At 62.9% G+C, this 24,610-nt stretch carries 26 protein-coding genes; 15 read left to right on the forward strand and 11 right to left on the reverse strand.

The features are described 5' to 3' along the window. The first annotated feature begins 9 nt into the window (after positions 1-9). The 5 genes from rplS (at position 10) to R8L07_15385 (ending at position 3,535) form a co-directional block, all read left to right on the forward strand. On the forward strand, positions 10-420 hold the full coding sequence (gene rplS, locus R8L07_15365; protein ID MDW3206915.1) for a 50S ribosomal protein L19: 411 nt from the start codon (positions 10-12) through the stop codon (positions 418-420). A gap of 395 nt (positions 421-815) precedes the next feature. After that, a complete protein-coding gene (leuC, locus tag R8L07_15370; protein ID MDW3206916.1) occupies positions 816-2,222 on the forward strand; it encodes a 3-isopropylmalate dehydratase large subunit in 1,407 nt (468 codons plus the stop codon). Continuing rightward, positions 2,219-2,389, forward strand: a complete 171-nt coding sequence (locus R8L07_15375; GenBank protein MDW3206917.1) for a hypothetical protein — start codon at positions 2,219-2,221, stop codon at positions 2,387-2,389. The genes leuC and R8L07_15375 overlap by 4 nt, the downstream gene beginning before the upstream one ends. A gap of 18 nt (positions 2,390-2,407) precedes the next feature. After that, the gene (leuD, locus tag R8L07_15380) at positions 2,408-3,028 is read left to right on the forward strand and encodes a 3-isopropylmalate dehydratase small subunit (protein ID MDW3206918.1); all 621 of its coding nucleotides are present in this window, start codon (positions 2,408-2,410) and stop codon (positions 3,026-3,028) included. A gap of 147 nt (positions 3,029-3,175) precedes the next feature. After that, a complete protein-coding gene (locus R8L07_15385; protein MDW3206919.1) occupies positions 3,176-3,535 on the forward strand; it encodes a VOC family protein in 360 nt (119 codons plus the stop codon). Between the two features lie 5 nt (positions 3,536-3,540). Here R8L07_15385 and R8L07_15390 read toward each other — a convergent pair whose 3' ends face one another. From R8L07_15390 to R8L07_15410, 5 genes are all read right to left on the reverse strand, one after another. Continuing rightward, complete coding sequence (locus R8L07_15390; protein ID MDW3206920.1) at positions 3,541-4,008, reverse strand: periplasmic heavy metal sensor; 468 nt, start codon at positions 4,006-4,008, stop codon at positions 3,541-3,543. Continuing rightward, the gene (locus R8L07_15395) at positions 4,005-4,457 is read right to left on the reverse strand and encodes a hypothetical protein (GenBank protein ID MDW3206921.1); all 453 of its coding nucleotides are present in this window, start codon (positions 4,455-4,457) and stop codon (positions 4,005-4,007) included. Before R8L07_15395 ends, R8L07_15390 begins: the two co-directional genes overlap by 4 nt. A gap of 46 nt (positions 4,458-4,503) precedes the next feature. After that, positions 4,504-5,163: a sigma-70 family RNA polymerase sigma factor gene (locus R8L07_15400; GenBank protein MDW3206922.1), complete on the reverse strand. Its 660-nt coding sequence runs from the start codon at positions 5,161-5,163 to the stop codon at positions 4,504-4,506. Between the two features lie 37 nt (positions 5,164-5,200). Then, on the reverse strand, positions 5,201-5,755 hold the full coding sequence (locus tag R8L07_15405; protein ID MDW3206923.1) for an EF-hand domain-containing protein: 555 nt from the start codon (positions 5,753-5,755) through the stop codon (positions 5,201-5,203). Positions 5,756-5,852: 97 nt separating this feature from the next. Next, the gene (locus tag R8L07_15410) at positions 5,853-6,812 is read right to left on the reverse strand and encodes an L-threonylcarbamoyladenylate synthase (protein MDW3206924.1); all 960 of its coding nucleotides are present in this window, start codon (positions 6,810-6,812) and stop codon (positions 5,853-5,855) included. Positions 6,813-6,959: 147 nt separating this feature from the next. Here R8L07_15410 and parA point away from each other — a divergent pair, with 147 nt between their 5' ends. Further along, positions 6,960-7,595 carry a ParA family partition ATPase gene (parA, locus tag R8L07_15415; GenBank protein MDW3206925.1) on the forward strand — a complete coding sequence of 212 codons (636 nt, stop codon included), beginning with the start codon at positions 6,960-6,962 and terminating at the stop codon, positions 7,593-7,595. Here parA and R8L07_15420 read toward each other — a convergent pair. Beyond that, the gene (locus tag R8L07_15420; protein MDW3206926.1) at positions 7,592-8,509 is read right to left on the reverse strand and encodes a DUF1835 domain-containing protein; all 918 of its coding nucleotides are present in this window, start codon (positions 8,507-8,509) and stop codon (positions 7,592-7,594) included. The genes parA and R8L07_15420 overlap by 4 nt on opposite strands. Positions 8,510-8,605: 96 nt before the next feature. On the opposite strand from R8L07_15420, the gene R8L07_15425 reads away from it, so the two are divergent. Together R8L07_15425 and R8L07_15430 are read left to right on the forward strand one after the other, a co-directional pair. After that, complete coding sequence (locus R8L07_15425; protein MDW3206927.1) at positions 8,606-9,373, forward strand: SDR family oxidoreductase; 768 nt, start codon at positions 8,606-8,608, stop codon at positions 9,371-9,373. Between the two features lie 117 nt (positions 9,374-9,490). Further along, positions 9,491-10,177 (forward strand): putative 2OG-Fe(II) oxygenase, encoded by a 687-nt coding sequence (locus R8L07_15430; protein ID MDW3206928.1) that lies wholly within the window; start codon positions 9,491-9,493, stop codon positions 10,175-10,177. Positions 10,178-10,236: 59 nt separating this feature from the next. On the opposite strand, the gene R8L07_15435 is transcribed toward R8L07_15430, so the two are convergent. Then, positions 10,237-11,733, reverse strand: a complete 1,497-nt coding sequence (locus R8L07_15435; protein MDW3206929.1) for a CoA-acylating methylmalonate-semialdehyde dehydrogenase — start codon at positions 11,731-11,733, stop codon at positions 10,237-10,239. A gap of 691 nt (positions 11,734-12,424) precedes the next feature. Here R8L07_15435 and R8L07_15440 point away from each other — a divergent pair. After that, positions 12,425-12,745 carry a hypothetical protein gene (locus tag R8L07_15440; GenBank protein ID MDW3206930.1) on the forward strand — a complete coding sequence of 107 codons (321 nt, stop codon included), beginning with the start codon at positions 12,425-12,427 and terminating at the stop codon, positions 12,743-12,745. A 46-nt stretch (positions 12,746-12,791) separates the two neighbouring features. Beyond that, positions 12,792-13,067 (forward strand): hypothetical protein, encoded by a 276-nt coding sequence (locus R8L07_15445; protein MDW3206931.1) that lies wholly within the window; start codon positions 12,792-12,794, stop codon positions 13,065-13,067. 216 nt (positions 13,068-13,283) lie between these two features. Here R8L07_15445 and R8L07_15450 read toward each other — a convergent pair whose 3' ends face one another. The 4 genes from R8L07_15450 to R8L07_15465 all read right to left on the reverse strand — a co-directional run bounded on the left by R8L07_15450 (position 13,284) and on the right by R8L07_15465 (position 18,354). Then, positions 13,284-14,330: a MaoC family dehydratase gene (locus tag R8L07_15450; GenBank protein ID MDW3206932.1), complete on the reverse strand. Its 1,047-nt coding sequence runs from the start codon at positions 14,328-14,330 to the stop codon at positions 13,284-13,286. A 24-nt stretch (positions 14,331-14,354) separates the two neighbouring features. After that, positions 14,355-16,355, reverse strand: coding sequence for a peptidoglycan-binding protein (locus R8L07_15455; protein ID MDW3206933.1), 2,001 nt, complete (start codon positions 16,353-16,355; stop codon positions 14,355-14,357). Positions 16,356-16,470: 115 nt separating this feature from the next. Next, a complete protein-coding gene (locus R8L07_15460; protein MDW3206934.1) occupies positions 16,471-17,364 on the reverse strand; it encodes a CoA ester lyase in 894 nt (297 codons plus the stop codon). 72 nt (positions 17,365-17,436) lie between these two features. Beyond that, complete coding sequence (locus R8L07_15465; protein ID MDW3206935.1) at positions 17,437-18,354, reverse strand: DMT family transporter; 918 nt, start codon at positions 18,352-18,354, stop codon at positions 17,437-17,439. 169 nt (positions 18,355-18,523) lie between these two features. Here R8L07_15465 and pdxY point away from each other — a divergent pair, with 169 nt between their 5' ends. The 5 genes from pdxY to R8L07_15490 all read left to right on the forward strand — a co-directional run bounded on the left by pdxY (position 18,524) and on the right by R8L07_15490 (position 24,563). Next, positions 18,524-19,381: a pyridoxal kinase PdxY gene (gene pdxY, locus R8L07_15470; protein ID MDW3206936.1), complete on the forward strand. Its 858-nt coding sequence runs from the start codon at positions 18,524-18,526 to the stop codon at positions 19,379-19,381. A gap of 164 nt (positions 19,382-19,545) precedes the next feature. Beyond that, positions 19,546-21,090, forward strand: a complete 1,545-nt coding sequence (locus tag R8L07_15475) for a trimethylamine methyltransferase family protein (protein ID MDW3206937.1) — start codon at positions 19,546-19,548, stop codon at positions 21,088-21,090. A 101-nt stretch (positions 21,091-21,191) separates the two neighbouring features. Further along, complete coding sequence (locus tag R8L07_15480; GenBank protein ID MDW3206938.1) at positions 21,192-22,430, forward strand: amidohydrolase family protein; 1,239 nt, start codon at positions 21,192-21,194, stop codon at positions 22,428-22,430. A 55-nt stretch (positions 22,431-22,485) separates the two neighbouring features. Beyond that, positions 22,486-22,992 (forward strand): PAS domain-containing protein, encoded by a 507-nt coding sequence (locus tag R8L07_15485; protein MDW3206939.1) that lies wholly within the window; start codon positions 22,486-22,488, stop codon positions 22,990-22,992. A gap of 137 nt (positions 22,993-23,129) precedes the next feature. Continuing rightward, complete coding sequence (locus tag R8L07_15490; GenBank protein MDW3206940.1) at positions 23,130-24,563, forward strand: alanine/glycine:cation symporter family protein; 1,434 nt, start codon at positions 23,130-23,132, stop codon at positions 24,561-24,563. Positions 24,564-24,610: the final 47 nt, after the last annotated feature.

Below are 24,610 nucleotides of genomic sequence, written 5' to 3' on the forward strand. Positions count from 1 at the left end.
AACCCAGTCATGAACATTATCGAACAGCTGAATGCCGAGCAGGTTGAAAAACAGCTGGCCGCGGGCGAAGCGGTGCCGGAATTCTCTCCGGGTGACACCGTCCGTGTCCGCGTGAAGGTCGTCGAAGGCACGCGTGAACGTGTCCAGGCCTTCGAAGGCGTTTGCATCGGCCGCAAGAATGCCGGCGTGAACTCCAACTTCACCGTCCGCAAGATCTCCTACGGCGAAGGCGTGGAACGCGTGTTCCCGCTGTACAGCCCGCGGATCGAAGGCATCGACGTCGTGCGTCGCGGCAAGGTCCGCCGCGCGAAGCTGTACTACCTGCGCGGCCGCGCCGGCAAGTCGGCCCGTATCGTTGAGCGTACCACCGGCCGCGGCATGGAAAACGGCCGTTACGTCGGCGACAAGACGGACGCCTAAGACCGTCCTACACGACGCTTCGTGACAGGGCGCGCATCGGGAAGCCGCAAGGCCTCCCGATGCGCCTTTCTGTGTCCGGGGCCAGGGCGATATGGTGTGCTGCGACCACTATCCTTGCCTCAGATGCTGCTTCGCCAGGCGTTTCTGTCGCGGCAACACAGTTTGATCGTCATGGACGCAACCGTCCGAGATTAGCGGCGTCCCTATCGGGGCAAGTGTAAGAATTACAATGTTTTCCCGGCGTGGCCGCCGTTTTCGTCGCGACGTCATTTCAGGCCGCTGCCACGTCTGATGGGCGTCCGTCCGCGCTAAGATGCGGAATGCCCTTTATAAATCCCGGCATTTGATGTATCCGCCTGCCAGAATTTCGTGGTGGAGATGTGAGGTCAGCCGGGATGAGCCAGCCGAAGACGCTTTTCGATAAGATTTGGGATAGCCACGTTGTGGACCGTCAGGACGACGGCAACTGCCTGATCTACATCGACCGTCACCTGGTGCATGAGGTGACCAGCCCGCAGGCTTTCGAAGGGCTGCGCAATGCCGGGCGCAAGGTGCGCCGTCCGGAAATGACGCTGGCCGTGCCGGATCATAACGTTCCGACCGAAAACCGCGCCGGCGGCATTGCCGACGAGGAAAGCCGCATTCAGGTCGAAACCCTGGCGAAGAACGCCAAGGATTTCGGCGTCCCCTATTTCGACATGTTCGATATCCGCCAGGGCATCGTGCACATCATCGGCCCGGAACAGGGGTTCACCCTGCCGGGCATGACCATTGTCTGCGGTGACAGCCACACGGCGACACACGGCGCCTTCGGGTCGCTGGCCTTCGGGATCGGCACGTCGGAGGTCGAACACGTCCTGGCGACCCAGACGCTTCAACAGCGGCCGGCCAAGAACATGCGCGTCACCGTGAACGGCGCCCTGCCGACCGGCGTGACCGCCAAGGACCTGATCCTCGCCATCATCGGCAAGATCGGCACGGCCGGCGGCACCGGTCATGTCATCGAATTCGCCGGTCAGGCGATCCGCGACCTGTCGATGGAAGGCCGAATGACGGTCTGCAACATGACCATCGAAGGAGGCGCCCGTGCCGGCCTGATCGCGCCGGATCAGAAGACCTTCGATTATCTCAAGGGCCGCACCATGGCACCGAAGGGCGAATCTTGGGAACAGGCCGTCGATTATTGGCGCACGCTGCCGTCCGATGAGGGCGCGTTCTACGACAAGGAAGTCGAGCTGGACGTGGCCGACATCCCGCCGCAGGTGACCTGGGGAACCAGCCCTGAGGACGTCGCGCCGATCACCGGCACCGTCCCATCGCCGGAAAGTTTCGCAGGCGGCAAGCGCGAGGCGGCGCAACGCTCCCTGGACTATATGGGCCTGAAGGCGGGCATGCCGCTGACCGATGTGAAGATCGACAAGGTCTTCATCGGCTCCTGTACCAATGGCCGGATCGAAGATCTGCGTGAAGTCGCCGCGGTCGCAAAGGGCCGCAAGGTCGCTGACGGGATCCACGCCATGGTCGTACCGGGCTCCGGCCTGGTGAAGGAACAGGCGGAGAAGGAAGGGCTGGACCGCATCCTGACCGAGGCCGGTTTCGACTGGCGCGAGCCGGGCTGCTCCATGTGTCTGGCGATGAATGCGGACAAGCTGAAGCCGCAGGAACGCTGTGCGTCGACCTCCAATCGCAACTTCGAAGGCCGTCAGGGCCGGGGTGGGCGAACCCATCTGGTCAGCCCGGGCATGGCCGCTGCCGCCGCGCTCAAGGGCACCTTGGCGGACGTCCGGGAGTATCTGAAATGATCGCCGAAACCACACTTCCCGAAGATCACCTGGATCGCCTGTTCGGCCGTGACCTGCGCAGCGCCGGCTGGCGGGTCGACGTCCCGGCCCCGGCCAACGATGACGACCTGATCAACATCGTCGACCCGTCCTTCATCCTGTCGCTGCTGAAGCGGCGCGGGCGGTAAGAAAAGGAGAACGGATCCATGAAACCTTTCAAGGAAATGACCGGCATCGCCGCGCCGATGAACCTGATCAATATCGACACGGATATGATCATCCCGAAGCAGTTCCTGAAGACGATTCAGCGCTCCGGCCTGGGCAAGAACCTGTTCGACGAGATGCGCTATAATGACGATGGCAGCGAGAAGGCCGATTTCGTGCTGAACCGCGAGCCCTACCGGCACGCGTCGATCCTGATCGCCGGCGACAATTTCGGCTGCGGATCCAGCCGTGAGCACGCGCCCTGGGCGCTGGAGGATTTCGGCATCCGTTGCGTAATCGCGCCGAGTTTCGCCGACATCTTCCACAACAACTGCTTCAAGAACGGTATTCTGCCGATCCGTCTGCCGGAGGAAACCGTCAATGTGCTGATGGAAAAGGCGGATCGCGGTCAGAACGCGATGTTCACCATCGATCTGGAGCGCCAGGTCGTAGTCGATCCGGATGGCGAAGAGGTGTCGTTCGAGGTCGATCCCTTCCGCAAACACTGCCTGCTGAACGGTCTCGACGATATCGGACTGACCTTGCAGAAGGGCGAAGCAATCGACAGTTTCGAGGCGGCCCGCGCCAAAACCGCGCCCTGGGTGACGCCCGACGCCGCTTGAAATTCATAAATCTGTATCAGTATACTGGTACCGCGCCCCCGAAAACCGGTCTTCGGGGGCGTTTGTTTTTGCAATTGTCTCTTTTTACCCCCTTAATGTTCTGATAATTTGCCCCTATAATGTTCTTTTCGCTGGTAGGAGGATACCATGTCGGATGCGCGTGAACCGCAGGACCGCAAGATCAATTATGTCGAGTTCCTGACCCGAGATATCGACAAGATGAAGGCATTTTATGGCGGGGCGTTCGGCTGGACCTTCACGGATTACGGACCGGCGTATTGTGAGTTTGACGACGGGCATATGAAGGGTGGCTTCGCGGAGGGCGAGCCGCAGCCGACGGGCGGCGCACTTGTGGTGCTGTATGCCGTTGACCTGGAGGCCTGCCAGGCGGCGATCGAGGCGGCGGGCGGCAAGATCGTCAAACCGACCTTTGAGTTCCCCGGCGGCAGGCGGTTCCATTTTTCGGATCCGGAAGGCTACGAACTGGCCGTCTGGACCGCCGCGTAGGGGGCCTATCGCGGCTCGCCGGCGAGGGAACGGTAGCCTTCGTCGGAGAGCTGCGCGGCGATATCCAGCATCAGCCCTTCCAGGATCAGGAATGCGGCGTTGCGGCTGTCCCGGGCGCGTTCCATGGCGGCTTGCAGGACCGCCGGATCGCGTTCCCCGGCGCGCATGAGGTCCCGCACGGCGTCCCGGGCATTCCGGCTTTCCTGCCAGGCGTCGGACAGGGCAGGGCCGTGACGCTCCTTCAGCGCCATCATGATGGCTGCATCGGCATCACCGAGGTGGCGCAGGAATCGCTGCTCCGGCCCGCGGTCTCGCATGAAATGCATCATTTCCCGGAACGGCTTGTGGTGCGGCCCGTCATGCCAGTGATGACGCAGGGCTCCGACGGCCAGAAAGCCGATCAGGAACAGGTTGAGCGCCAGCGACCCGATCAGCAGCCAACGCATCCGAGAAGACTTGCGTGCGGTGCTCACAGGCTGTCCTCCATGCTGATGAAGGGTTCGAATCCTTCGCCGGACGTCGTTTCGGTCGACGCCGGACTGCTTCCCAGACGGGCAATGTCGGCCGAGGCGTCCGGATTGGCCACACCGGCCCAGATACCCAGAACGAGAGCGGCTGCGAGCGCGCCGGCCGGTTGCCAGATCGGCCCGGGCCAGTCGAGCAGGCGCTGCAGCCGGGCGATGGGGGAGACGGGGGCCGCCGCATCGATGCGCAGCCGCTCCTGCGTCTCATGGCTGATGTCCGGCACGCTTGCCAGGGCCAATAGATCATCCAGCGCCCGGGCCTCAGCCAGGGCCGCACGCAAGCGCGGGTCGTCGGTCGCGGCCATCAGGCTCTGCGCCGCGACCCTTTCTTCCGCAGGCCAGCGCAACGGGTCGGCGCCATAGGCGGCGATCAGTTCCAGGATGCGGTCTTCGGTCATCGTTTCCATCCTTGTTCGGCTTGAAGACCCGGTACGTTATCGAAAGTCATATCAAATCCGCCTTGTCCGGTTCCAGCCGTGCACGCAATGTGCGGCGCCCGCGTGCCAGCAGCGATTCCAGCGCGTCGACAGAGACCCCCATCGCGACGGCGGCCTCGGTTTGCGGCAATCCTTCGAAATGAACCATGGCGATGGCGGCGCGCTGGCGGTCGGGAAGGCTGTTCAGGGCCTCACGAACGCGCGTACCGATGTCGCGGGTCTGGCGCCGCGTTTCGGCACCCGGTGTCGGATCAGCCTGCATTTCCAGCACTCTTTCGTCGCTCGTCCAGCGCTTGCGCCGACGCAGGCGGTCGATGCACAGGTTGCGCGATGTGCGCATCAGCCAGCCGCCCGCGTCGCGATCCGGTGCGGAGGCGCCGGTTTTTCGCCCCAGCACCTTCCAAAGGCGTGCGAAGCTTTCCTGCGTCGCGTCTTCGGCCTCGTCGGCCTCCCCCAGGACACGATAGCAATTGGCGAAGACGCGTCCGGTATAGCGGTCGAGCAAGTAGCGAAAGGCCGCGCCGTCGCCGCGCGCCGCCGCCGCCAGAAGGTCTCCGTCGCCCGCCTCCGCCGAGGCTGTGTCGGTCGGTTTGACCGTCATGCCATATCCCAAACCATGCGCGAAACGGTCGGACGGAAACAGGGCCTGTGACCGATCATGTGTCATCCTGCGCCGTCTCCGTCCGATCCGCAATTTCACCCGATCAGCGGTGGTGCCGATCGCGCATCTGCTGCAGTTCGTCAGCGTCGATGATACCGTCTTCATTGGCATCGAGGCGAGACATCAAGCGCTCAGACATGGCGGCCATTTCTGCGGGGTTCAAGCGGCCGTTGCCGTCTTCGTCCATCCAGGAGAAGCGTTTGCCGCCCCAGTTGCGATCTTTGCCGGCCGCCATGAACTCGTCCTGGGAAATCAGGCCGTCTCCATCGGAATCCATCGCAGCGAAATGCAGCGCCCGGAATCCTTCGGTCAGCTCGCGCGGCGTCAGTTCGCCATTGCTGTCCGCATCCATGGCCTGGAACCGAGCGTCGCGGAAGGAAGCGATTTCCTCGACGGTCAGATTACCGTCTCCGTTGGTATCGATCTGCCCGATCATCCGCTCCAAATGCGGACCGCCATGTCCGTGCGGGCCGTGATGGCCCCAGCCGCCCCAGCCGCCGGGGCCGCTCTTGGCCATGCCGACGCCGGCGCCGGCCACCAGCGCGGCCATGCCGATACCGCCAGCGATCAGGATCGATTTGGTCTTGGAAACCTTCATGCGCGTTGCTCCTTCAGGGTCAGGGGGGAGGAGGGGGATCCATCCCGTTCGTGACCCCAAGGACGCGTTTCCGGCGCGCTTCCGTCGGAAAAAATCGCTATCGCGTCGCAGCCCGGCGCAGCCGGTCGTTGATTGCCAGTCCCAGTCCTCGTTCCGGCACAGGCGCAACGGCGATCCCGGCATAGCGGCTCGGCACGTCCAGGTCGTGCAGCATGCGGAACAGGTTCGCAGCAGCTTCCAGAAGATCGCCGTCGGTACTGAGGCTGACCAACCCCGGGATGTCGCCGAACCCCAGATGTGCCTCGCCCGGTTTGGCCGTCTCGGCATTCAGGCGAAGCGGCAGGCCGGGTGCATAATGGCTCAGGAGCATTCCCGGCGATTTCGGCGCGTTCTCTTCATGCAGGCTGTGTACGACACGCCGTCCTGTCAGTTCCTCAACAGCCTCGACTGCCAGCCCGCCGGGGCGCAGCAGCACCGGCGCCTCACCGGTCGCATCCAGTACGGTGCTTTCGACGCCGACCTTGCAGGCGCCGCCATCCAGGATCAGATCGACCCGCCCGTTCAGGGAGGCCGCGACATGATCGGCGGCGGTGGGGCTGAGCCGCCCCGACGCATTGGCGCTGGGGGCTGCAATGGGGCGCCCGGTCAGGCGCAACAGATCGCGGGCACCGCCATGGGCCGGCATCCGCACTGCGACGGTATCGAGGCCGGCGCTGACCAGGCGGGACAGACCGCTGTCCGGACGCCGTTTCAGGACCAGGGTCAATGGCCCGGGCCAGAATCGGTCTGACAGTCGCTGCGCCAGGTCTGTTACGACGACATGCCGTCGTAGGGCATCGGCGTCGGCGAAATGAACGATCAGGGGGTTGAACTGCGGCCGTCCCTTTGCCGCGAAAATCGATGCCGTCGCCGTATCATCGGTCGCATCCGCCCCCAGCCCGTAGACGGTTTCCGTGGGAAAGGCGACCAGACCGCCGCGCCGCAAGGTCCTGGCCGCACGGTCCAGGCCAGCTTCGTCCAGGGCAATCGTCTCTGTCTTGCGTGGTTCAATGCTCATGACCGGCTTATGCCGCCGGGCGGCACCGCTGACAAGTCCGGGCGGTCGGGCCGGTCGTGTCATTTCGCACCTGCGAAATGGATTTGCCTGGACCGGATCATTCATGTCACGCTTGGACGGTCCAGCCTTTGGGGGAGTCAGCCTTTCATGACCGCAAAGATCTTTACCGTTGCCCAGCAAAAGGGTGGCGCCGGCAAATCGACGCTGGCGGCCCATCTGGCCCTTGCCTGGGTCCTCAAGCGCAAATCCGTGGCGCTGGTGGATATCGATCCGCAGCAGAGCCTGGCCGCGTGGTACGCGGCACGGGAACGTCATTTCGGCGAAGACCGGACCGGTCTGACCTTCGAGGCCATGACAGGATGGCGTGCCGCGCGCGTCGTCGAGAAACTGGCGGAATCTCACGATTTCATCCTGATCGACAGCCCACCGCATGCCGATACCGACGCCCGTGTCGCGGTACGGGCCGCGGATATCGTTCTGGTCCCCGCGCAACCCAGCCCGCTGGATGTCTGGGCGACACAGCCGACGCTGGAACTGGCGGCGAAGGAGAAGTCCACCGCACTCATGGTTCTGAACCGGGTGCCGCCGCGCGCCAATCTCACTGCCCAGATGATCACAAGGCTGGGTGATTATCCGGTCAAGGTCGCCAAATCGACGATCGGCAATCGCGTCGCCTTCGCCGAAGCCATGGTCAGCGGCAGGACGGCGCTGGAAACCAAGGGCGCATCCGTCGCGGCGAAGGAGATCCGGGCGCTGGCCAACGAACTGGCGAAGGCAGTCTAGGTAGCGGCGAGCCGCCGGCCACCCCACCACCGGTCCAGCGGATTCCGCTCGGTCCAGTTCGCGTCCCGCCTCAACAGCGCCTTGCCGAAGGCCGTCAGGGAAACCGGGCTGTGCCAATCCTCCGGGACCGGGGCGAGGGCGGGTTCAGGCGCTTTTGCCAGCCGCGTTATGTCCTCCCAATACATCAGGTCGCCGAGAAAGGGCTGAGGGTCGAGTTTCCGGACCAGATCCCGGAAGCACTGTCCCGGCGTCGCCGCTCCGTCTTTCAGGGCCTGCAATGTCAGGCGTTCCGTCAGGGACAGGCCATCCGTCTGCCCGGGCAGTTCGGCCAGATGCCGCAGGATGGCCTTCGGCAGAAAGGGCATGGCTGTGGCGGTCTCCCGATGCTCCGCAAAGGTCTTCAGCGCGGCCGGGTCCGCCGCCCGGTACAGGCCGTAGCCTTCCCGAGCGACGTCGATCTGACGCCGGGTAACCGGTTTCTCGCTGCCGGTCATGGCCGCCAGCTCGGACGGGTGAAGCTGTCCGAATCCGATGAAATGCGCGTGATTGGGGTGCCGGTCGGTCGACAGAAGATACAGGTTCGGCCGATGACCGATCAGATCCAGCAGGCCCATCAGTGTCGCCTGATCATAGAGGTCGTGCTCGAACCACAGGATGACCCGGTCGTACCGGTCGAGCTGGTCCAGAGCGGTGTCCTGATCCACCAGCTTCTTCAGAGTGTCATCGAAATCCGCTTCCCAATGTGTGGCGATCCATTCGGCCCGGAGCCGCCGCAGGGCGGCTCTGTCGAGGCCCGCCGGAACGGGGCCACGGCACAGCGGATCACTCCATTCGAGGAAGTCGCCCGGCACGCCGGCCTGGATCAGGCCGTCGCGGATATCGGAACCGCATCGGATATGGGCAGTCCGCGGCATGGCATCGCCTTTCTGTTGAACCCCGCAAGAAGCGGGTGGGGAACCGGAAGCCAACCATGCAGTCTCCGCCGCATCAATCAATCAGGAGGATTATCCATGTCGAGTTTGAAAGGAAAGGTCGCGGTGATCACCGGGGCGAGCTCCGGGATCGGGCGCGCGGCCGCCCGTCTGTTTGCGGAGGAAGGGGCCGCCGTCGTCGTCGGCGCCCGCCGGGAGAAGGAACTGTCCGATCTGGTGGATGAAATCCGTGAGGACGGCGGTCGGGCTGCATTCGTGGCTGGCGATGTCTGTGACGAAGGCTTCGCCGAGGCGCTGGTCAGGACCGCGACAGACACGTTCGGTGCGCTGGATATCGGCTTCAACAACGCCGGTATTCTGGGCAATCTCGGGCCGGCGGCCGACATGAAGGTTGCGGATTGGCGGCATACGCTGGAAGTGAACCTGACCGGCGCCTTTCTGTGCGCCAAGCATCAGCTTCCGGTAATGGAGGCGGCCGGGAGCGGATCGCTCTTGTTCACCTCCTCGGTGGCGGGGCACACGGTTGGGTTGCCTGGCATGGCGGCGTACGGATCCGCCAAGCTGGGCCTGCTGGCGCTGACCCGGGTTCTGGCAGCGGAATACGGACCGAAGGGCATCCGCGTGAACGCGCTGATTCCCGGAGCGACCGATACCGAGATGGCGGTACAGAGTACCGGCGGCTCGGCGGAGGTTCTGGATTTCGTGCGGGGCCTGCATGCCCTGAAGCGGAGTGCATCGCCCGAAGAAATCGCCAATGCGGCGCTTTTCCTCGTCTCCGATTCGGCCAGTTTCCTGACCGGGGCCGGATATCTCACGGATGGCGGGATTTCCATCAACCGGACATAGCCGCCGGCGCAGCGATGCCCCTCTGGATCGGCGGGATGATCACAAATAGTTGATCCTCCCGCCGGTCGCTGGTCATATTGCCCGAAACATAAGGGCTTCTTGACCGGGGGGGAACGGGTGAGGAAGACAGTACCGATCGGGCCGACGCAGGTCGACGTCTGGCCGAAGAATGTGATTTTGCAGCATATCGACCCTTTGGTGTGTGTCGCGATCTTTCCGGACAATGACCGGATCCTGAAGCTCTTGGAGGAGCCTCTGCTGCAGGCGGAGGCCAAATTCCGGGCACAGGACAGCGAACAGGGCCGTTGGATCGGCGGCGGCGGTGCGAAGATCCGCGATTTCGGTTCATGGCAGTGCCCGACCATCACGCTGCTGAATGAACGCGTCAAACAGGCGTTCATGAAGATTACCGGCGCCAAGACCGCGCATATCGACGATGTCTGGGCCAATGTATCCCGTAAGGGCGAGTATATCGGACCGCACGGTCATCGCCGGACGGAAGTCAGTGCGGTCTATCATCTGCTGCCGCCGGAGCCCGGCGAAAGGGAACAGTTCAACGGCGCGCTGGGAATCTCGGACCCGCGGGTGCAGCGCTGCTGTCCGACCAAGCAGGGTCTGGTGACGTCGCAGGTCTATCCTCCGCTGGAGCCGGGGACATTGGTGCTCTTTCCCAGTTTCGTGACGCATTACGTCACGCCGCATATGGGGGAGGGCCACCGCATCAGCATCGCCTGGAACATCGACCGCAACGTCATTCCCGGACGGCCGGAGGACGAGGCGCTTCTCCCAGGGCAGGGTGCCTGAACGAAAAACCCCCGGCGCGGCGGCCGGGGGCGTTTCGAACTCCGTCGTTCAGGCGACGATCAGTTGTTCGTCGGGAAGGCCAGCTGCGCGCCTTCCTTGATGCCCGACGGCCAACGGCTGGAAATCGTCTTCATCTTCGTGAAGAAGCGCACCGATTCCGGACCATGCATCTGCGTGTCGCCGAATTTCGACCGCTTGGCCCCGCCGAAATTGTGGAACGCCATCGGCACCGGGATCGGCACATTGACGCCGATCATGCCGACATCGACCGCATTCGAGAATGCGCGGGCCGTATCGCCGTCCCGCGTAAAGATCGCAACGCCGTTGCCGTATTCATGGTCGTTGATCATCTGCACCGCGTCGTCATAGCCGGACGGGGCCATGACGGACAGAACCGGGCCGAAGATCTCCGTCTTGTAGATTTCCATGTTGGTCGTGACCTGATCGAACAGGGTCGCACCGACGAAGAAGCCGTTTTCATAGCCCTGAAGCGTCGCGCCCCGGCCGTCGACCAGCAGGCTGGCGCCTTCGTCGACGCCGCGCTGGATCAGGCTTTCGACCCGCTCCTTCGCCTGCCGCGTGATCAGCGGGTTGATGTCGGCTTCGGCGTCGTTGTACGGGCCGATGCGCAGGGCCTGGACCTTCGGGATCAGGCGGTCGACCAGCGCCTTGGAGGTTTCCTCACCGACCGGCACCGCGACCGAGATTGCCATGCAGCGTTCGCCGGCGGAACCGTAACCGGCCCCGATCAGGGCGTCCGCGGCCTGGTCCATATCGGCGTCCGGCATGATGACCATGTGGTTCTTGGCGCCGCAGAAGGCCTGGACCCGTTTGTTGTGGGCGCTGCCGTGCTGATAGATGTATTCGCCGACCGGGGTGGAGCCGACGAAGCTGATCGCCGGGACGTCCGGGTGTTCCAGCAGGGCGTCCACCGCTTCCTTGTCGCCGTGCACGACGTTCCAGACACCGTCCGGCAGGCCGGCTTCCTTCCACAGCTCCGCCAGCATCATCGGGGCGGACGGATCGCGCTCCGACGGCTTGTTGATGTAGGCGTTGCCGCAGGCGATCGCCATGGCGCCCATCCACAGCGGGATCATGACCGGGAAGTTGAACGGCGTGATGCCGCCGATGACGCCCACCGGTTCGCGGATCGAATACAGATCGATCCCGCCGCCGATATTGTGGTTGAACTCGCCCTTCATCAGATGCGGCGCGCCCGCGGCGAATTCGACGACGTCGATGCCGCGCTGGATTTCACCCGCGGCGTCGGCCAGCGTCTTGCCGTGTTCCTTGCACAGCTCTTCCGCTAGGCGGTCCTTGTTGGCGACCATCAGCTCCCGCATCCGGAAGATGACCGCGGCGCGTTTCGGCGACGGCGTGTTGGACCAGACCTCATGGGCGGCGAGCGCGTTCTGGACAAAGCCGTTGATTTCGTCGCGGCTGGCATAGGCGACCTTCGCGGCGACTTCACCGGTTGCCGGATTGTAGACGTCGCCGAAGCGGCCGCTCTTCCCGTCCACCTTTTGACCGCCGATGAAATGCGAGATGGTTTCCACCATGACTGTTCTCCCGTGGGCGGGGGCGCCAGGGCGCGTTGAAGCCCGCCATTCTTGGTTATCGGATGAATTCCGGTGCCAGTTCTAGGCGGTCTGGCGCGGCGGCTCAAGTCCGCGGTTCGTCCGGTCGGCCCGCCGCCTTCGTCCGATGCCTGAAACGGACCGTATTCTCTTCAGCGGGCCCCGTTAAAGGGGGCACGGGAAACACCTGTTCCGCCAGTTCGAAGGTTATCCTTTCGGCGCCCGTGTTATGACATGACGCAGGACGTCCGTGACGCAACCCGCTGGACAGTTGTTTCATGCCTACGGAGCGCCTCGGATCAGTGCCGCCCGGGTCCAGGCGCTCAGCGGACATCCGGGTCGATCAGCCCAATGGGCCGACGTAGTCAGCAACGGGCTCGATAGAGGTTTGTGAGGTACCCTAATAACGCCGGTTATCGAGTACCGTGGTGAGTGGCCCAGAGAGAAGCGGTATCGTCTGGAGGAATTTTCTATACATGAGCTTACAACTCTGTGCTTACCCGCTCTAAGACGACCGTTCGAGAGTTGATTTGTCTGATACTAGAACATTGATCCCTTGTGATAAGATACCCTTCTTAAACGCCTGTCGCCCCGTTTTTATGGGCAGCAGAAATGAAGTGCATACCGCCCTGCACTTGTTTGTTGGTGAAGTGGCAAGGATTAAGACGACATGGCCGTCGACGAACGCGACCTCCTTTTTTCAGGAAGTCTTTTGAATGGGTTGACGGACCCCGACGGTAAAGACGTGGACATTATTCATTGGTGCGGCGTGCAGAACCTTTCTGAAGAGCAAAAAGAAAGATTCCATGAAGAATTCTCCGCTCTCAATGTACTAGAACGCTGCGCTCAGGCCGACATCATAACAGATTTTGAAGTTGATGGTTTTGCGACCGGAAGCGACCGATACGTAAAAGTAATGGCGACAGATTGGCAGGCACTAAAAGATGAGCTTCGTAACGAGATAGCCGAAATAATTCGGAATGAATTATGATGCAGTGTAGGGGCACTCGCGCGTCAAAGTTTACGGGGGGGCGAAAATGTCTCTTAAGCTAGGGGCTTGGTGGGGGGATGATGATGTTTATGTTGAGCTATTACTCTCTCAGAAGGAGTTGAACCACCTGTTGGCTACAGGCGAACTGACAAAGCAGGGCAACGGTTACAGTTACGAAGGAGAAGAGTTTCAAGACGTCTGGCGTTTCACGGGCGGGCTGAACGGCTTGGTACGGATTTCTTATGCGTCCGTAAGCGATTCAGGCGATGAGGGAGACGGCTACATTGGCAAGCCGTGCGATCTAATTATAGAGGAGGAATAATCATTAAAAGCATAATGCTTCCGTTGCAGACTGATCCGTATCGTGCCGCCAGCAACAATGGGCATGGCTCAGCGAACTTTACGGGGCTTTCCGCTCTTTGCGTCGCTGTTTCAATAGTGTGTGTCAGTTCACACGCGTTATGTCGCCTGGAACCGAAAACCGTGGCCACTCCTATTCAGGCACCATCTTCCTGTCCGCTTACCATCGACCTGGCGTTCAGCGTCGCGGCAGAATGACGGTGTAGTCGAGGTCCAGGGCGATATCGGGACCCTCCGTCGGGAAGTCGCTGCAGTTTCGGTTTTTGACGGCCCGCGTCCGCAGCCGCAGGGCGCCGATGTCGTCCCGTTTCTCCAGGGCGGTCTTCTCGATCACCTCTGTCCAGGCATAGATCGTGTCGCCGCCGAAGACCGGTGCGGCATGGCGCCCGCCATTGATCGCGGACACGATGCAGGCATTTGCCAGTCCGTTGTAGCTGAGCGCCCGGGCGGTCGCGATGACATGTCCGCCGTATACCAGGCGCTTGCCGAACGATGTCTCGGACATGGCATGGGCGTCGAAATGAACGCGGGCGGCGTTCCGGAACAGCCGTGTCGCCGTCATGTGGTCGGCTTCCTCGATGGTGACACCGTCGATATGGTCGATCCTCTCGCCCTCGGCATAATCGTCCCAGCGGTGCACGGACCCGGCACTGACATCGTCCCAATGCCGGTTCAGCCGATGGCGCGGCACCGTGATCGGACGCACGGCGTCGGGCAGATCCGGTATCCGGTCAACACCGGATCCTTTGGCTTTCGGATTGCGTTTCGGCACCATGACCCAGCGCACGAAGCGCAATACCGGCACGTCGCGGTGGTCCAGACCTTCGGTGCGGACATAGACGATGCCTTTCCCGCCGTCGGAGGTTTCGCGCAACCCGATCACGGTGGACCGGGCCCGGATGGTCTCGCCGACATAAAGCTGGGCCAGGAAATCGCAACCGGCATAGCCCAGATTTGCCACCGCATTGATCGAGACATCCGCGACCGACAGTCCGAATACCGCATTGAAAACGAACAGGTCGTCCACCGGGGCGGCGTGATAGCCGACATTGCGCGCGAACTGGTTCGATGTCTGCAGGGTGAAGCGGTTTCCGGTCAGCGCATGATACAGCGCGACATCGCCTTCGGTGATCGTGCGCGGCGATGCGTGATCGATCTGCTGATCCATTTCGAAATCTTCGAAAAATCGGCCGGCGGTGGATTTCGATGCAAGGCTCGCGGTCATCGTCGGTCCTCTCCGTCGTTTGGTTCAGGAACGGTATCGCACCAATATGGCATTTCCGTCACCTTCCAGATGTGGCGTCTGGGCCGGTCTTCCAAGTATCCCGGCGGCACGGCGTACCTTGTCCGAGACCCAGGCCGACAGTTCACCCAGGGTCAGGACGTCGTCGCCGTCCGCATTCGCTTCACCTTCGAGCCCGCGCATCAGGAAATAGCTGAACAGACCGTGGCGTCGCTGAGGCAAGGTGCCCGCCGTCTGCCGCCCGCTTGCCGCCGACAGGACCGCAACCCCCGCCGGCACGGTCGGCGAGGGGACGGAGAAGACCGGGCGGGAGGCGACCAGCATGTCGTCGGCGCGCCCGGGGCCGGAAAAACAGGTGTCCAGAACGACGGTCGCGGACCGGGCATTCAGGGCGGCGAGTTCCTCGATCAGGTCACCGCGCTGTATCGCCAGAAACTGCAGCAGCTCGGCATCACCATCATAGGGAAGCAGGTAGGCACCGGTCGCATCGCCATCGGTCAGGCCATGTCCGGCGAAGAAGACGTAGACATCGGACTTTCCGGTCTCCACCAGACTGGGCAGCCAGAGCGAGAGCGCCTTGCGGATCGACCCGAAGCCGGCCTCTTCGCCGACCAGCGTCTTGATCCGCGTCGGCGGGACGCCCAGCACATATTGGGCATAATCGGCAAACGCCTTGGCATCGCGGTCGGCATAGGTTGCATCCGGCAGGGATCGATAGGTCTCCGTTCCGATGATCAGGGCGACGGCGTCCGGATTGGTGCGGGTCGGCGTTCGGATCGGGTTCAGTGGAATCAGATCCACGGCCAGGGCGGCAAGGTCGTCGATCTCTTCCCGCTCTCTGCGAAGCGTCACCGTCTTCGACAGGGTGATACCGTCCTCGCCTTGGGCGGTGACGGTTACGACCCGTTCCCCATCGATCACATAGACTCCGTGACTGAAGCGGCCATCCTGCCCGACCGGGACGGCCTCCCCGTCGATCGTGACCGTGTCTCCGGCCCCCGATACCTGCCCCTGGACCTTGAGAAACGGCGTCTTACCCGTGACGGTCTCTGCCACGGTGAGTGAAAACTCGGGGGCCGGGGGGAGGGCGGCGACGTCCTGCGCCACGGCATCCAGCAGGTCGGGCGTCGCATTGCCGGTAACCGGCAGGCCCCTGGCGCTTTCATAGGCGCGCAGGGCCCGCCGTGTCGCAGGGCCCATGATGCCGTCGACGGGCCCGGGATCGTAGCCGAGCCGCCCGAGGTTCCTCTGCAGCGTCCGGATCTCCGCCACGGTCACGGGCGGCGGGCCGATTGCGGTCGGTTGTGCGATCGGGGAATCCGCCGGTGGCGGCGCGGCCTTCGACTGCGGCCGGGTCCAGGACGTGCCGCCGGGCCAGCCGGGATAGAGTGTCCCGTTCGAGGAACGGGCAACCATCCGGTCCAGGATGTCGACCTCATGCCGGGGGAGCCGCGCAGCCAGCTCTCGCCGGTTCGTCGCCGCATGGTCCGCACCGCCGATCCTGTCGGCGATGGCATAGTGGAAATAGGCGGCACGGCGATCGTTTTCGATCCCGCGTCCCTTTTCCAGAATGATTCCCAGATTGTTATGGGCCGGGGCGAATCCGTTGCGCGCGGCCTTGCGGTAGAGTTCGCGCGCCCGGCTGATATCGCGTGGCACGCCCAGACCGTCATCATACATGACGGCCAGATCGTAGATCGCTTCCGTCCGACCCTGTTCGGCGGCCCGTTCGTACCAGTAGACGGCTTCCTGATAACTCTGATGAACGCCCCAGCCGCGTTTGAACAGATAGGCCAGACTGTTCTGGGCCTGGGCATTGCCCGCGACCGCGAGGCGCGACCAAATTCTGGCCGCGCGCACATAGTCGCCCGTCTGGAAGGCGTTGTAACCCCGATCATAGGGTGTTTGCGCCGTCGACGATGGCGGATCTGCCGTCAGGCAAAGCACCGCGACCAGCAGGGCCGTAAGAACAGTCCGGATACTCGGTCCGGGGCCGGATAGCGTCATCGAAAATCTCCCACCGGTTCCGGGATGGCGCCGGAGGTGGTCCGGTTCGCCAAGACTAGCCAGTTCCGAATGGGTATGGAAGCGCCGGGCCGAATTTTCCCGATACCGGCGCGACTTAGGCGGCCGCGTTCTGATCCGCCGCCAATTCTTCGATCCGTTCCGCCAGGGCCAGAATCCGCTTTGCATTCTCGACATGCAGGTTCTCGACCAGCTTCCCGTCCAGGACGACGACGCCCCGGCCTTCGGCCTGTGCGGCTTCGAACGCCGTTATGATTTCCCTGCTGCGCGCGACTTCCTGCTCGCTGGGGCCAAACACGTCATTGGCCATGCCGATCGTCTTGGGGTGGATCAACGTCTTGCCGTCAAAGCCCAGTTCCAGCCCCTGACGGCAGCTTTCCGCGAAACCGTCGTCATCGGCCAGGTCCAGATGGACACCGTCCAGTGCCGCCAGCCCATAGGCGCGGGCCACCAGGATGGTATGGTTGAGGCTGGTCATGAAGGGCAGGCGCGTCGGTGTATGCAGGCAATGCAGTTCCTTCGCCAGATCGGAGGTTCCCATGACGAAACCTGTAACGCGTGGGGAGGCCGCGGCGATTTCCTCCGCGTGGAGTACGCCCATCGGCGTTTCGATCATGCACCAGATCGCAAGATCCGACGGACCGCCCGCGGCGTCCAGAACGGCGATGGCCTTCCGGACGCTGTCCGCGCTTTCGACCTTGGGCAGCAATATGCCGTCAGCCCCCGCCACTGCCAGGGCGGACAGGTCGTCCCGGCCCCAGGGGGTCTCCAGTCCATTCACACGAACCAGGATTTCCCGTTTGCCGTACCCGCCTTCGCCGAGCGCGTCGGCAATGTTGGACCGCGCCTCCGCCTTTGCGTCCGGCGCCACGGCGTCTTCCAGATCCAGAATCAGCGCGTCTGCCGCCAGGCTGCGGCCTTTCTGCAGGGCGCGCGGGTTCGACCCGGGCATGTAGAGAACCGAACGGCGGGGGCGGGCGTCAGCAACCATCGTGAACCTCTTCAGCAACTCGAATTGAAAATAATTTCCATTGGGCGAAATATATTCCGCTTGTCGGAAATCTCAATTCTCTTTTTGCCGGTTTCTTGCCAGGTTCTCTCGCCAGGTAAGGATCAGCGCGCCCAGTACGATCAGCCCTGCACCCAGTGCGGTGATCGTGCCCGGTGCTTCGCCGAACAGCAGCCAGCCATAAAGCGTCGCGAAGATCAGCGTCGTGTAGAAGAACGGTGCCGCGACATTGGCTTCGGCAAGGGCTATGCCCTTCAGGAACATTGCCTGTGCGGAGATCATCATCACACCCAACAGGGCCAACATCGCCCATTGTTCCGCGGTCGGATGACGCCAGAAAAGGATGGCGGGTATCGTCGCGACGAGGGCGGCCATGCCGTTATTGATGGCCAGGATCTTCAGCGGCGGCTCGCGTCCGCTCAAGGCCTTGATGAAGATCAGTTCCGCGCCCATGAAGGCCGCGGCGCCGAGTGCGATCAGGGCGGCCGGCTGAAAGGTCTCGGTACCGGGGCGGGTCAGGACCAAAGCGCCGATGAAGGCGATTCCGGCGGCGCCCCACCGCCAGAGCCCGACCCATTCCTTCAGAAACAGGACGGCGAAAACCATGGCGAACAGGGGGCTCAGGAAGCTGATCGCCGTCGCATCCGTAAGCGGCATCAACCCGGCAGCCGTGAACAGGCCGATGACCCCACCATATCCCGTCGCGACCCGTCCCGCGTGCAGGCCGTAGGCGGCATGCCGAAAGGAATGATGGCGGGCTAGCGCCAGTGGAACGACAACGGAAGCGCCGAAGAAGAAGCGCGCCCAACCGATCTGAAGCGGATGCAGGGCATCGTCGCCGGAAATCTGAGGTCCGAGCGACCGGGCAATCAGGGTGGTCCCGGCCAGCAGCATGCAACAGAGAACGACGTAGAACGCGCCGCGGATATTGTCCGGCTTCGGCGGCACGAATGTAGCTTCGGGTCGGGACACGTGCGGCCTTTCGGGAAGGATTTGTGCAGCAGGTGCAGCTTGTACTGTCGGACGCGGGATGACTAGAGTGCCGCCGTCCGTCCCTTGATAGTGCGCCTGGATCGCATCGATCAAGTGAAACGGATGCCGCGCCGACATTCGCCGGAAGACTCAGAAAGCGTTCCTGTTCATGGCCATATTATCGATTCAGTCCCATGTCGCCTTCGGTCATGTCGGGAATGCCGCGGCTGCGTTTCCCCTGCAGCGAATGGGACGTACCGTGTGGGCGGTTCACACGGTCATGTTTTCGGCGCATGCGGGCTACGGTCCGCCGGCCGGTCCGATTTTCTCGCCGGAAACGATCCGCGAAGTCGTCGGTGGGCTGGAACGACTGGGACTTTTGTCCGAATGCCAGGCGGTGTTGAGCGGATATCTGGGGGATGCGGGTCTTGGAGAGGCGGTGCTGAATGCGGTCGCGCGGGTACGCCGCCACAATCCCGGTGCCTTGTTCTGCTGCGATCCTGTCATGGGCGACGAGGAGCCCGGCATCTATGTTCGGGACAACATCCCGGGGTTCATGCGCGACCGGGCCATTCCCTCGGCGGACATAGCCACCCCCAACGCCTTCGAGATGCAGCTGCTGACCGGCTGCAAGATCGTCACCCTCCAGGACGCACTGACAGCCTGTCATGCGCTGCGGGATACGGGGCCGTCCACGGTGCTGCTGACATCCCTGGAACGCGACGGCACCCCGGAAGGCATGATCGAGATGCTGGCGGTCACCGATGCCGGCGCCTGGCGTGTGGCGACGCCCAAGCTGGATTTGAACCCATCCCCGAACGGGGCAGGCGACCTGACGGCCGCCCTGTTTCTTGCCAACCTGCTGGATGGCCTGTCCTGTGCCCAGGCACTGTCACGGACAGCGGCGTCGATCCATGCCGTGTTCGATGCAACGGAAAAGGCAGGAACCCGGGAACTGGCGATCCTGGATGCCCAGAACGCCTTTGTAGCCCCACCGGTGCTGTTCGAGGCCGTTTCGGTTTCCTGATCCGTCATACGGTTGTCGGGGGGCTGAATTCGGGTCGTGTGTCCCTGGCTTGCCCGGACCGATCATGGCCAACGCGGATTTCCGGTTCTGACATCGAAAATTTTCGTTTCGGCTTTGGCGGACCTGCTGGGAGACTGGCGGAAACCGGTACGGGAGCGTGCGCGATGGCGAGAATTCGCGAGACTGCGGGGCGACGAGGACGACGGCGGGGCGGGATGGACGCCACTCCCTTGCGTAAGCCAGACTATGTTCATCTGCGCCACCCCTTTCAGCCGCAGACTGCCTTCAGCGAAGACGCTGTCGCCGCCATGCATGATACGGCCCTGCGTGTCCTGGAGGAACTGGGGATAAAGGTTCTTCTGCCGGAAGGCCGCGATGTCTTTCGCGCCGCCGGGGCGCGGGTCGACGACGAAACCCAGATGGTGTTCATCGGCCGTGATATCGTGGCGGACGCCCTGGCGGTCGCGCCTAGGTCTTTTCGGTTGCGGGCCGGCAATCCGGAACGTCAGCAGGTCTTTGAACTGGGGGCCATGCTGTTCATGGCCGGGGCGGGGTGTCCTCATGCTACCGACAGGCTGCGCGGACGCCGCCCCGGATCGCTGCGGGATTTCGAGGAAACCCTGATCCTGCAGCAGAGCTTCGACGTGATCCATGTCTTGGGCCCGTCGGTCGAGCCGCAGGATGTTCCCGTCGCGGTGCGGCACTATGCGATGACCCGGGCGCAGTTGGCCTTGTCGGACAAGCCGATGTTCATTTATTCGCGCGGCACGCCCCAGGTCATGGATTGCTTCGAGATGATCCGACGTGCCCGCGGATTGGACCAGGCTGCCTTCGAAGACGGCGTCTGGGCGACGACGATCATCAACAGCAATTCACCGCGCCAGTTGGATCGTCCCATGACACAGGGCATCATCGATTTCGCGCGGCATAATCAACTGTCCGTCATCACGCCGTTCTGTCTGGCCGGGGCGATGGCACCGATTACGGTGTCGGGCGCCTTGACCCTGCAGCATGCGGAGGCCCTGGCCGGGATTGCGCTGGCACAGCTCGTTCGACCGGGCGCGCCGGTCGCCTATGGCGGCTTCTCATCCAATGTCGACATGAAGTCCGGATCGCCCGCATTCGGGACGCCAGAGCATATCAAGGCGGCGCTGGGTACGGGTCAGCTGGCGCGGCATATCGGGCTGCCCTGGCGCGGCGCGGCGGGATCGGCAGCCAATGTCTGCGATGCGCAGGCCGCCAACGAAACCATCATGAGCGCCTGGGGCGCCGTTCTTGCCAATGCGACCGTCACGGTCCACGCGGCGGGCTGGCTGGAGGGTGGATTGAGTTTCGGCTACGAGAAGTTCATCAACGATGTCGAATCCCTTCAGACCTTTGCCGAGCTTTGCGTGCCGCCGGGTGGAGACCCCGCCGAAATCGGCTTTGACGCCATTGCCGATGTCCAGCCCGGCGGGCACTTCTTCGCAACTGCTCATACGATGGAGCGCTATCAAACCGCCTTCTATGCGCCGCTGGTGGCGGATCTGTCGAATTTCGGCAGTTGGAGCGAGGCTGGCGGCCTGACCGCGACGGAACGTGCGACCGATATCTGGCAAAGTGTCCTCGCCGGTTTTGAGGGGCCGCCCGGTTGCGCTGAGGCCGCGGACCGCGTCGACGCCTTCATCGCGGCCCGCACGGCCCAGGGCGGGGCGCCGCCGGATTCCTGAAGGTCCCGTCACAGGTCTGGATCACCCGTCTGTCAGGTGTTTAGATCGTCGCGACCCTGCCAGGGGTCGTGCCAGCCTGTTGTAGCCGAGGGGGAGCCGCCGTGACCGTTTCACATGATATCGTCCTGAAAAACGCCAACATTCTCGACACTGTCGAGGGGACCCTGAGCGGCGACCATTCCGTCCTGCTGCACGACGGACGTATTGCGGAGATCACGCAGGGCGACATTCGGCGCGATGGGGCGGAGGTCATCGATTTGCGGGGCCGAACGCTGATGCCCGGCCTGTGTGACGCGCATGTCCACGTCACGGCCTTTACCGCCGATTTTGCAAAACTGAAAGCGACCTCTCCCTTCTATGTTGCCGCGCGCGCCGCGGAGATTCTGCGCGGCATGGCCAGTCGCGGGTTTACGACTGTTCGGGATGCCGGCGGCGCCGATTGGGGCCTGGCCAAGGCTGTCGATGAGGGGCTGATCGATGGTCCGCGGGTGCTGTTCTGCGGCCATGCCCTGTCGCAGACGGGCGGTCACGGCGATTTGCGTGGACCGGGCGAGGAGGGCCTGGATCAGTGTTTCTGCTGTGCCGGACTGGGACATGTCTGCGATGGCGTGCCGGAAGTCCTGCGTGCGGCACGGGAGGAAATCCGTCGCGGCGCAACGCATTTGAAGATCATGGCCTCGGGGGGCGTGTCGTCGCCGACGGACAGGATCACCTCCACACAGTTCTCGGAATCCGAACTGCGGGCCATTGTCGGTGAAGCAGAGGCCGCGCTGATTCCGGTCATGGCGCATGCCTATACCGCGCGTGCCATCAACCGCGCGGTGCGGGCCGGCGTCACCTCCATCGAGCACGGCAACCTGCTGGATGACGAATCCGTCAGGCTACTGAACGCCCATGGGGCTACGCTGGTTCCGACCCTGATCATCTATCGCTCGCTGGTGGAGGAAGGAGAGGCCGCCGGGCTGGCCGCGGAACTGGTTCAGAAAACCTGGGACGTGCTCGATGCCGGACTGACGGCCTTGGAAAAGGCCTATCGCGGCGGTGTCCATATCGCCTACGGTTCGGATCTTCTCGGGCAGATGCACCGACGCCAGTCCGAGGAATTCGCCATTCGCAGCGAGGTGGTGAAGCCCGCGGACCTCGTCCGTCAGGCAACCCTGAATGCCGGTCAGCTGTTCGGCATGGCGGACCGGATTGGTCAGGTAAGACAGGGATACGATGCCGATCTGATCGTCGTGGACGGCGACCCGACCAGTGATATCACCTGCCTGGCCCAGCCGGAGAGCCATATCGCGTCCGTCTTCAAGGGGGGAAGGCTGCTCCACAGCCGGGACCTCTAAGTCGCCGGAAATTTTGGGGATACTCGCACTGTGCGAACTGGGCTATTAAGGCCGGATGATTTTCAACGAGATTCCGGCCTCGCCGCTTTGGGTCGAGTCCGAAGAAGATCGAGTTTATCTGCGGGAAAACGGATTTCCGGCCGCGCATCTTGCGGATGCTCTGACGTATTGGGTCGATGTCCGCGAATGTGGAAATCTTCTGCCCGACATTTCGGCGATCGATCCATTGAGAATCCCGGTTTCCGCGCTGCCCTGGACCGACCTGATCGATGTCGAACGCGATCCTTTGCGGTTCCAGATACGGCTCTGGGGGACCGCCGTCATCAATGCGGTTGGCCACGATCTGAAAGGAACCTATCTGGATGAGGCCGACATGGTGGACGGCATTCGGCGCCTGACCGCCGTCACGGAATATCGCATACCGTACTTCGCCAGAATTCCATTGACCTGGCATGTCGAGGAATATCGCCACCGGTCCCATTATTGCAGTCTGGGACTGCCGTTTCGCGATGAAACCGGCGCCGTAAGTCGCATTCTCTGCTTTCTCGATTTCGAAACCTGACCATGGTTCGCCTTTTGGCGGGCGGACAAAATTTGTCACGACACAACCGATAGGTTTGTTAGTTTACTACCCACCTGCCGGCGATAAGCCGAAAGGGCGGCCGGCGCCAAAACATAATAACGATTTGGAGGTGGAGTATGTCTTTCATCGAAGGGCTCTTCGGGGCCATCGGCGATTTCACCTGGGGTTGGTCGCTTATTCCCATCCTGGTCGTCTTTGGTATTTTCATTACCTGTCTGACCGGCTTCGTTCAGTTCCGGTTCTTCGGCCGCATGTTCCGCGTGTTGTCGTCAAAGAATCAGAGCGGTGATCCGAATGCCATCTCCGCCCGTCAGGCGCTGCTGGTGTCGGTCGGCGGGCGCGTCGGCGGCGGCAATATCGCCGGCGTAGCCGTAGCCATCACATTGGGCGGGCCGGGCGCGGTCTTCTGGATGTGGGTGATCGCGCTGGTCGGCATGGCGACAAGCCTCGTCGAATGCTCCCTCGCGCAGTTGTACAAGCGGCGCGAGGCGGACGGCATGTTTCGGGGCGGCCCGGCACGGTCCATTATCCACGGGCTCGGCGCCAACTATCGATGGCTGGCGATGCTCTACGCGATCTGCCTGATCGCCGCCTTTGCCATCGGGTTCAACGCCTTCCAGGGCAACACCGTCGCCGGCGCGGCGGAGGAAAGCCTCGGAATCGACCGCTACTGGACCGGCGGCCTGCTGACGATCATCGCCGGTTTCGTCGTCTTCGGCGGTATTCGGCGCATTGCCAAGGTGGCCGATATCGTCATTCCGATCATGGCGCTTGCCTATATCGCCATGGCGCTGTTGATCATCGTGATCAATATCGGCGATCTGCCGGGCGTCATCTGGTCGATCGTGGCCAATGCACTGGGCTTCGAAGAGGCGGTCAGCGGTGGGGTCGGCGCGGCGATCGCGCAGGGTCTGCGGCGCGGCCTGTTCTCCAATGAAGCAGGTCTCGGCTCCGCCCCGAACGTGGCGGCGACGGCAGATGTCCGTCACCCGGTGAGCCAGGGAATTACGCAGTCCTTCTCGGTCTTCATCGACACGATTCTGATCTGCTCCTGCACGGCCTTCGTCATCCTGCTGGGCGAGGTCTATGCGCCGGGTGAGGAGGCGATCGACGGCATCGTGCTGACCCAGCAGTCGCTGGTCTATCACCTGGGTGAGTGGACGCAGTACTTCCTGACCTTCATCATCCTGCTCTTCGCCTTCAGTTCGATCATCTACAACTACTATCTGGGGGAAAACGCCCTCACCACGATCACGGAACATCCGATGGCGCTGAACGTGCTGCGTGTCGTGATCATGGGGATTGTCTTCCTGGGTGCGGTTGCCCCCGGCGCGACGGCGGTCTTCTTCTTCTCTGATCCAATGATGGGCATTCTGGCGCTGGTCAACCTGATCGCCATCATGATGCTGCTGCCGACCTGCCTGCGCCTGCTGCAGGATTTCCAGAAGCAGTTGCGCAATGGTGTGGCGAGGCCGGTACTCAATCCGGACGACTTCCCGGATCTGGACATCGACCGAACGGCCTGGACCGGGGAGGTGCCCAAGAACTAGGCCCTCATAAATCGTTAGAGCAGGCGAGGGGCGTCATTCGGCGCCCC

It is taken from the genome of Alphaproteobacteria bacterium, assembly GCA_033344895.1.
Classification (GTDB): domain Bacteria; phylum Pseudomonadota; class Alphaproteobacteria; order UBA8366; family Aestuariispiraceae; genus Pacificispira.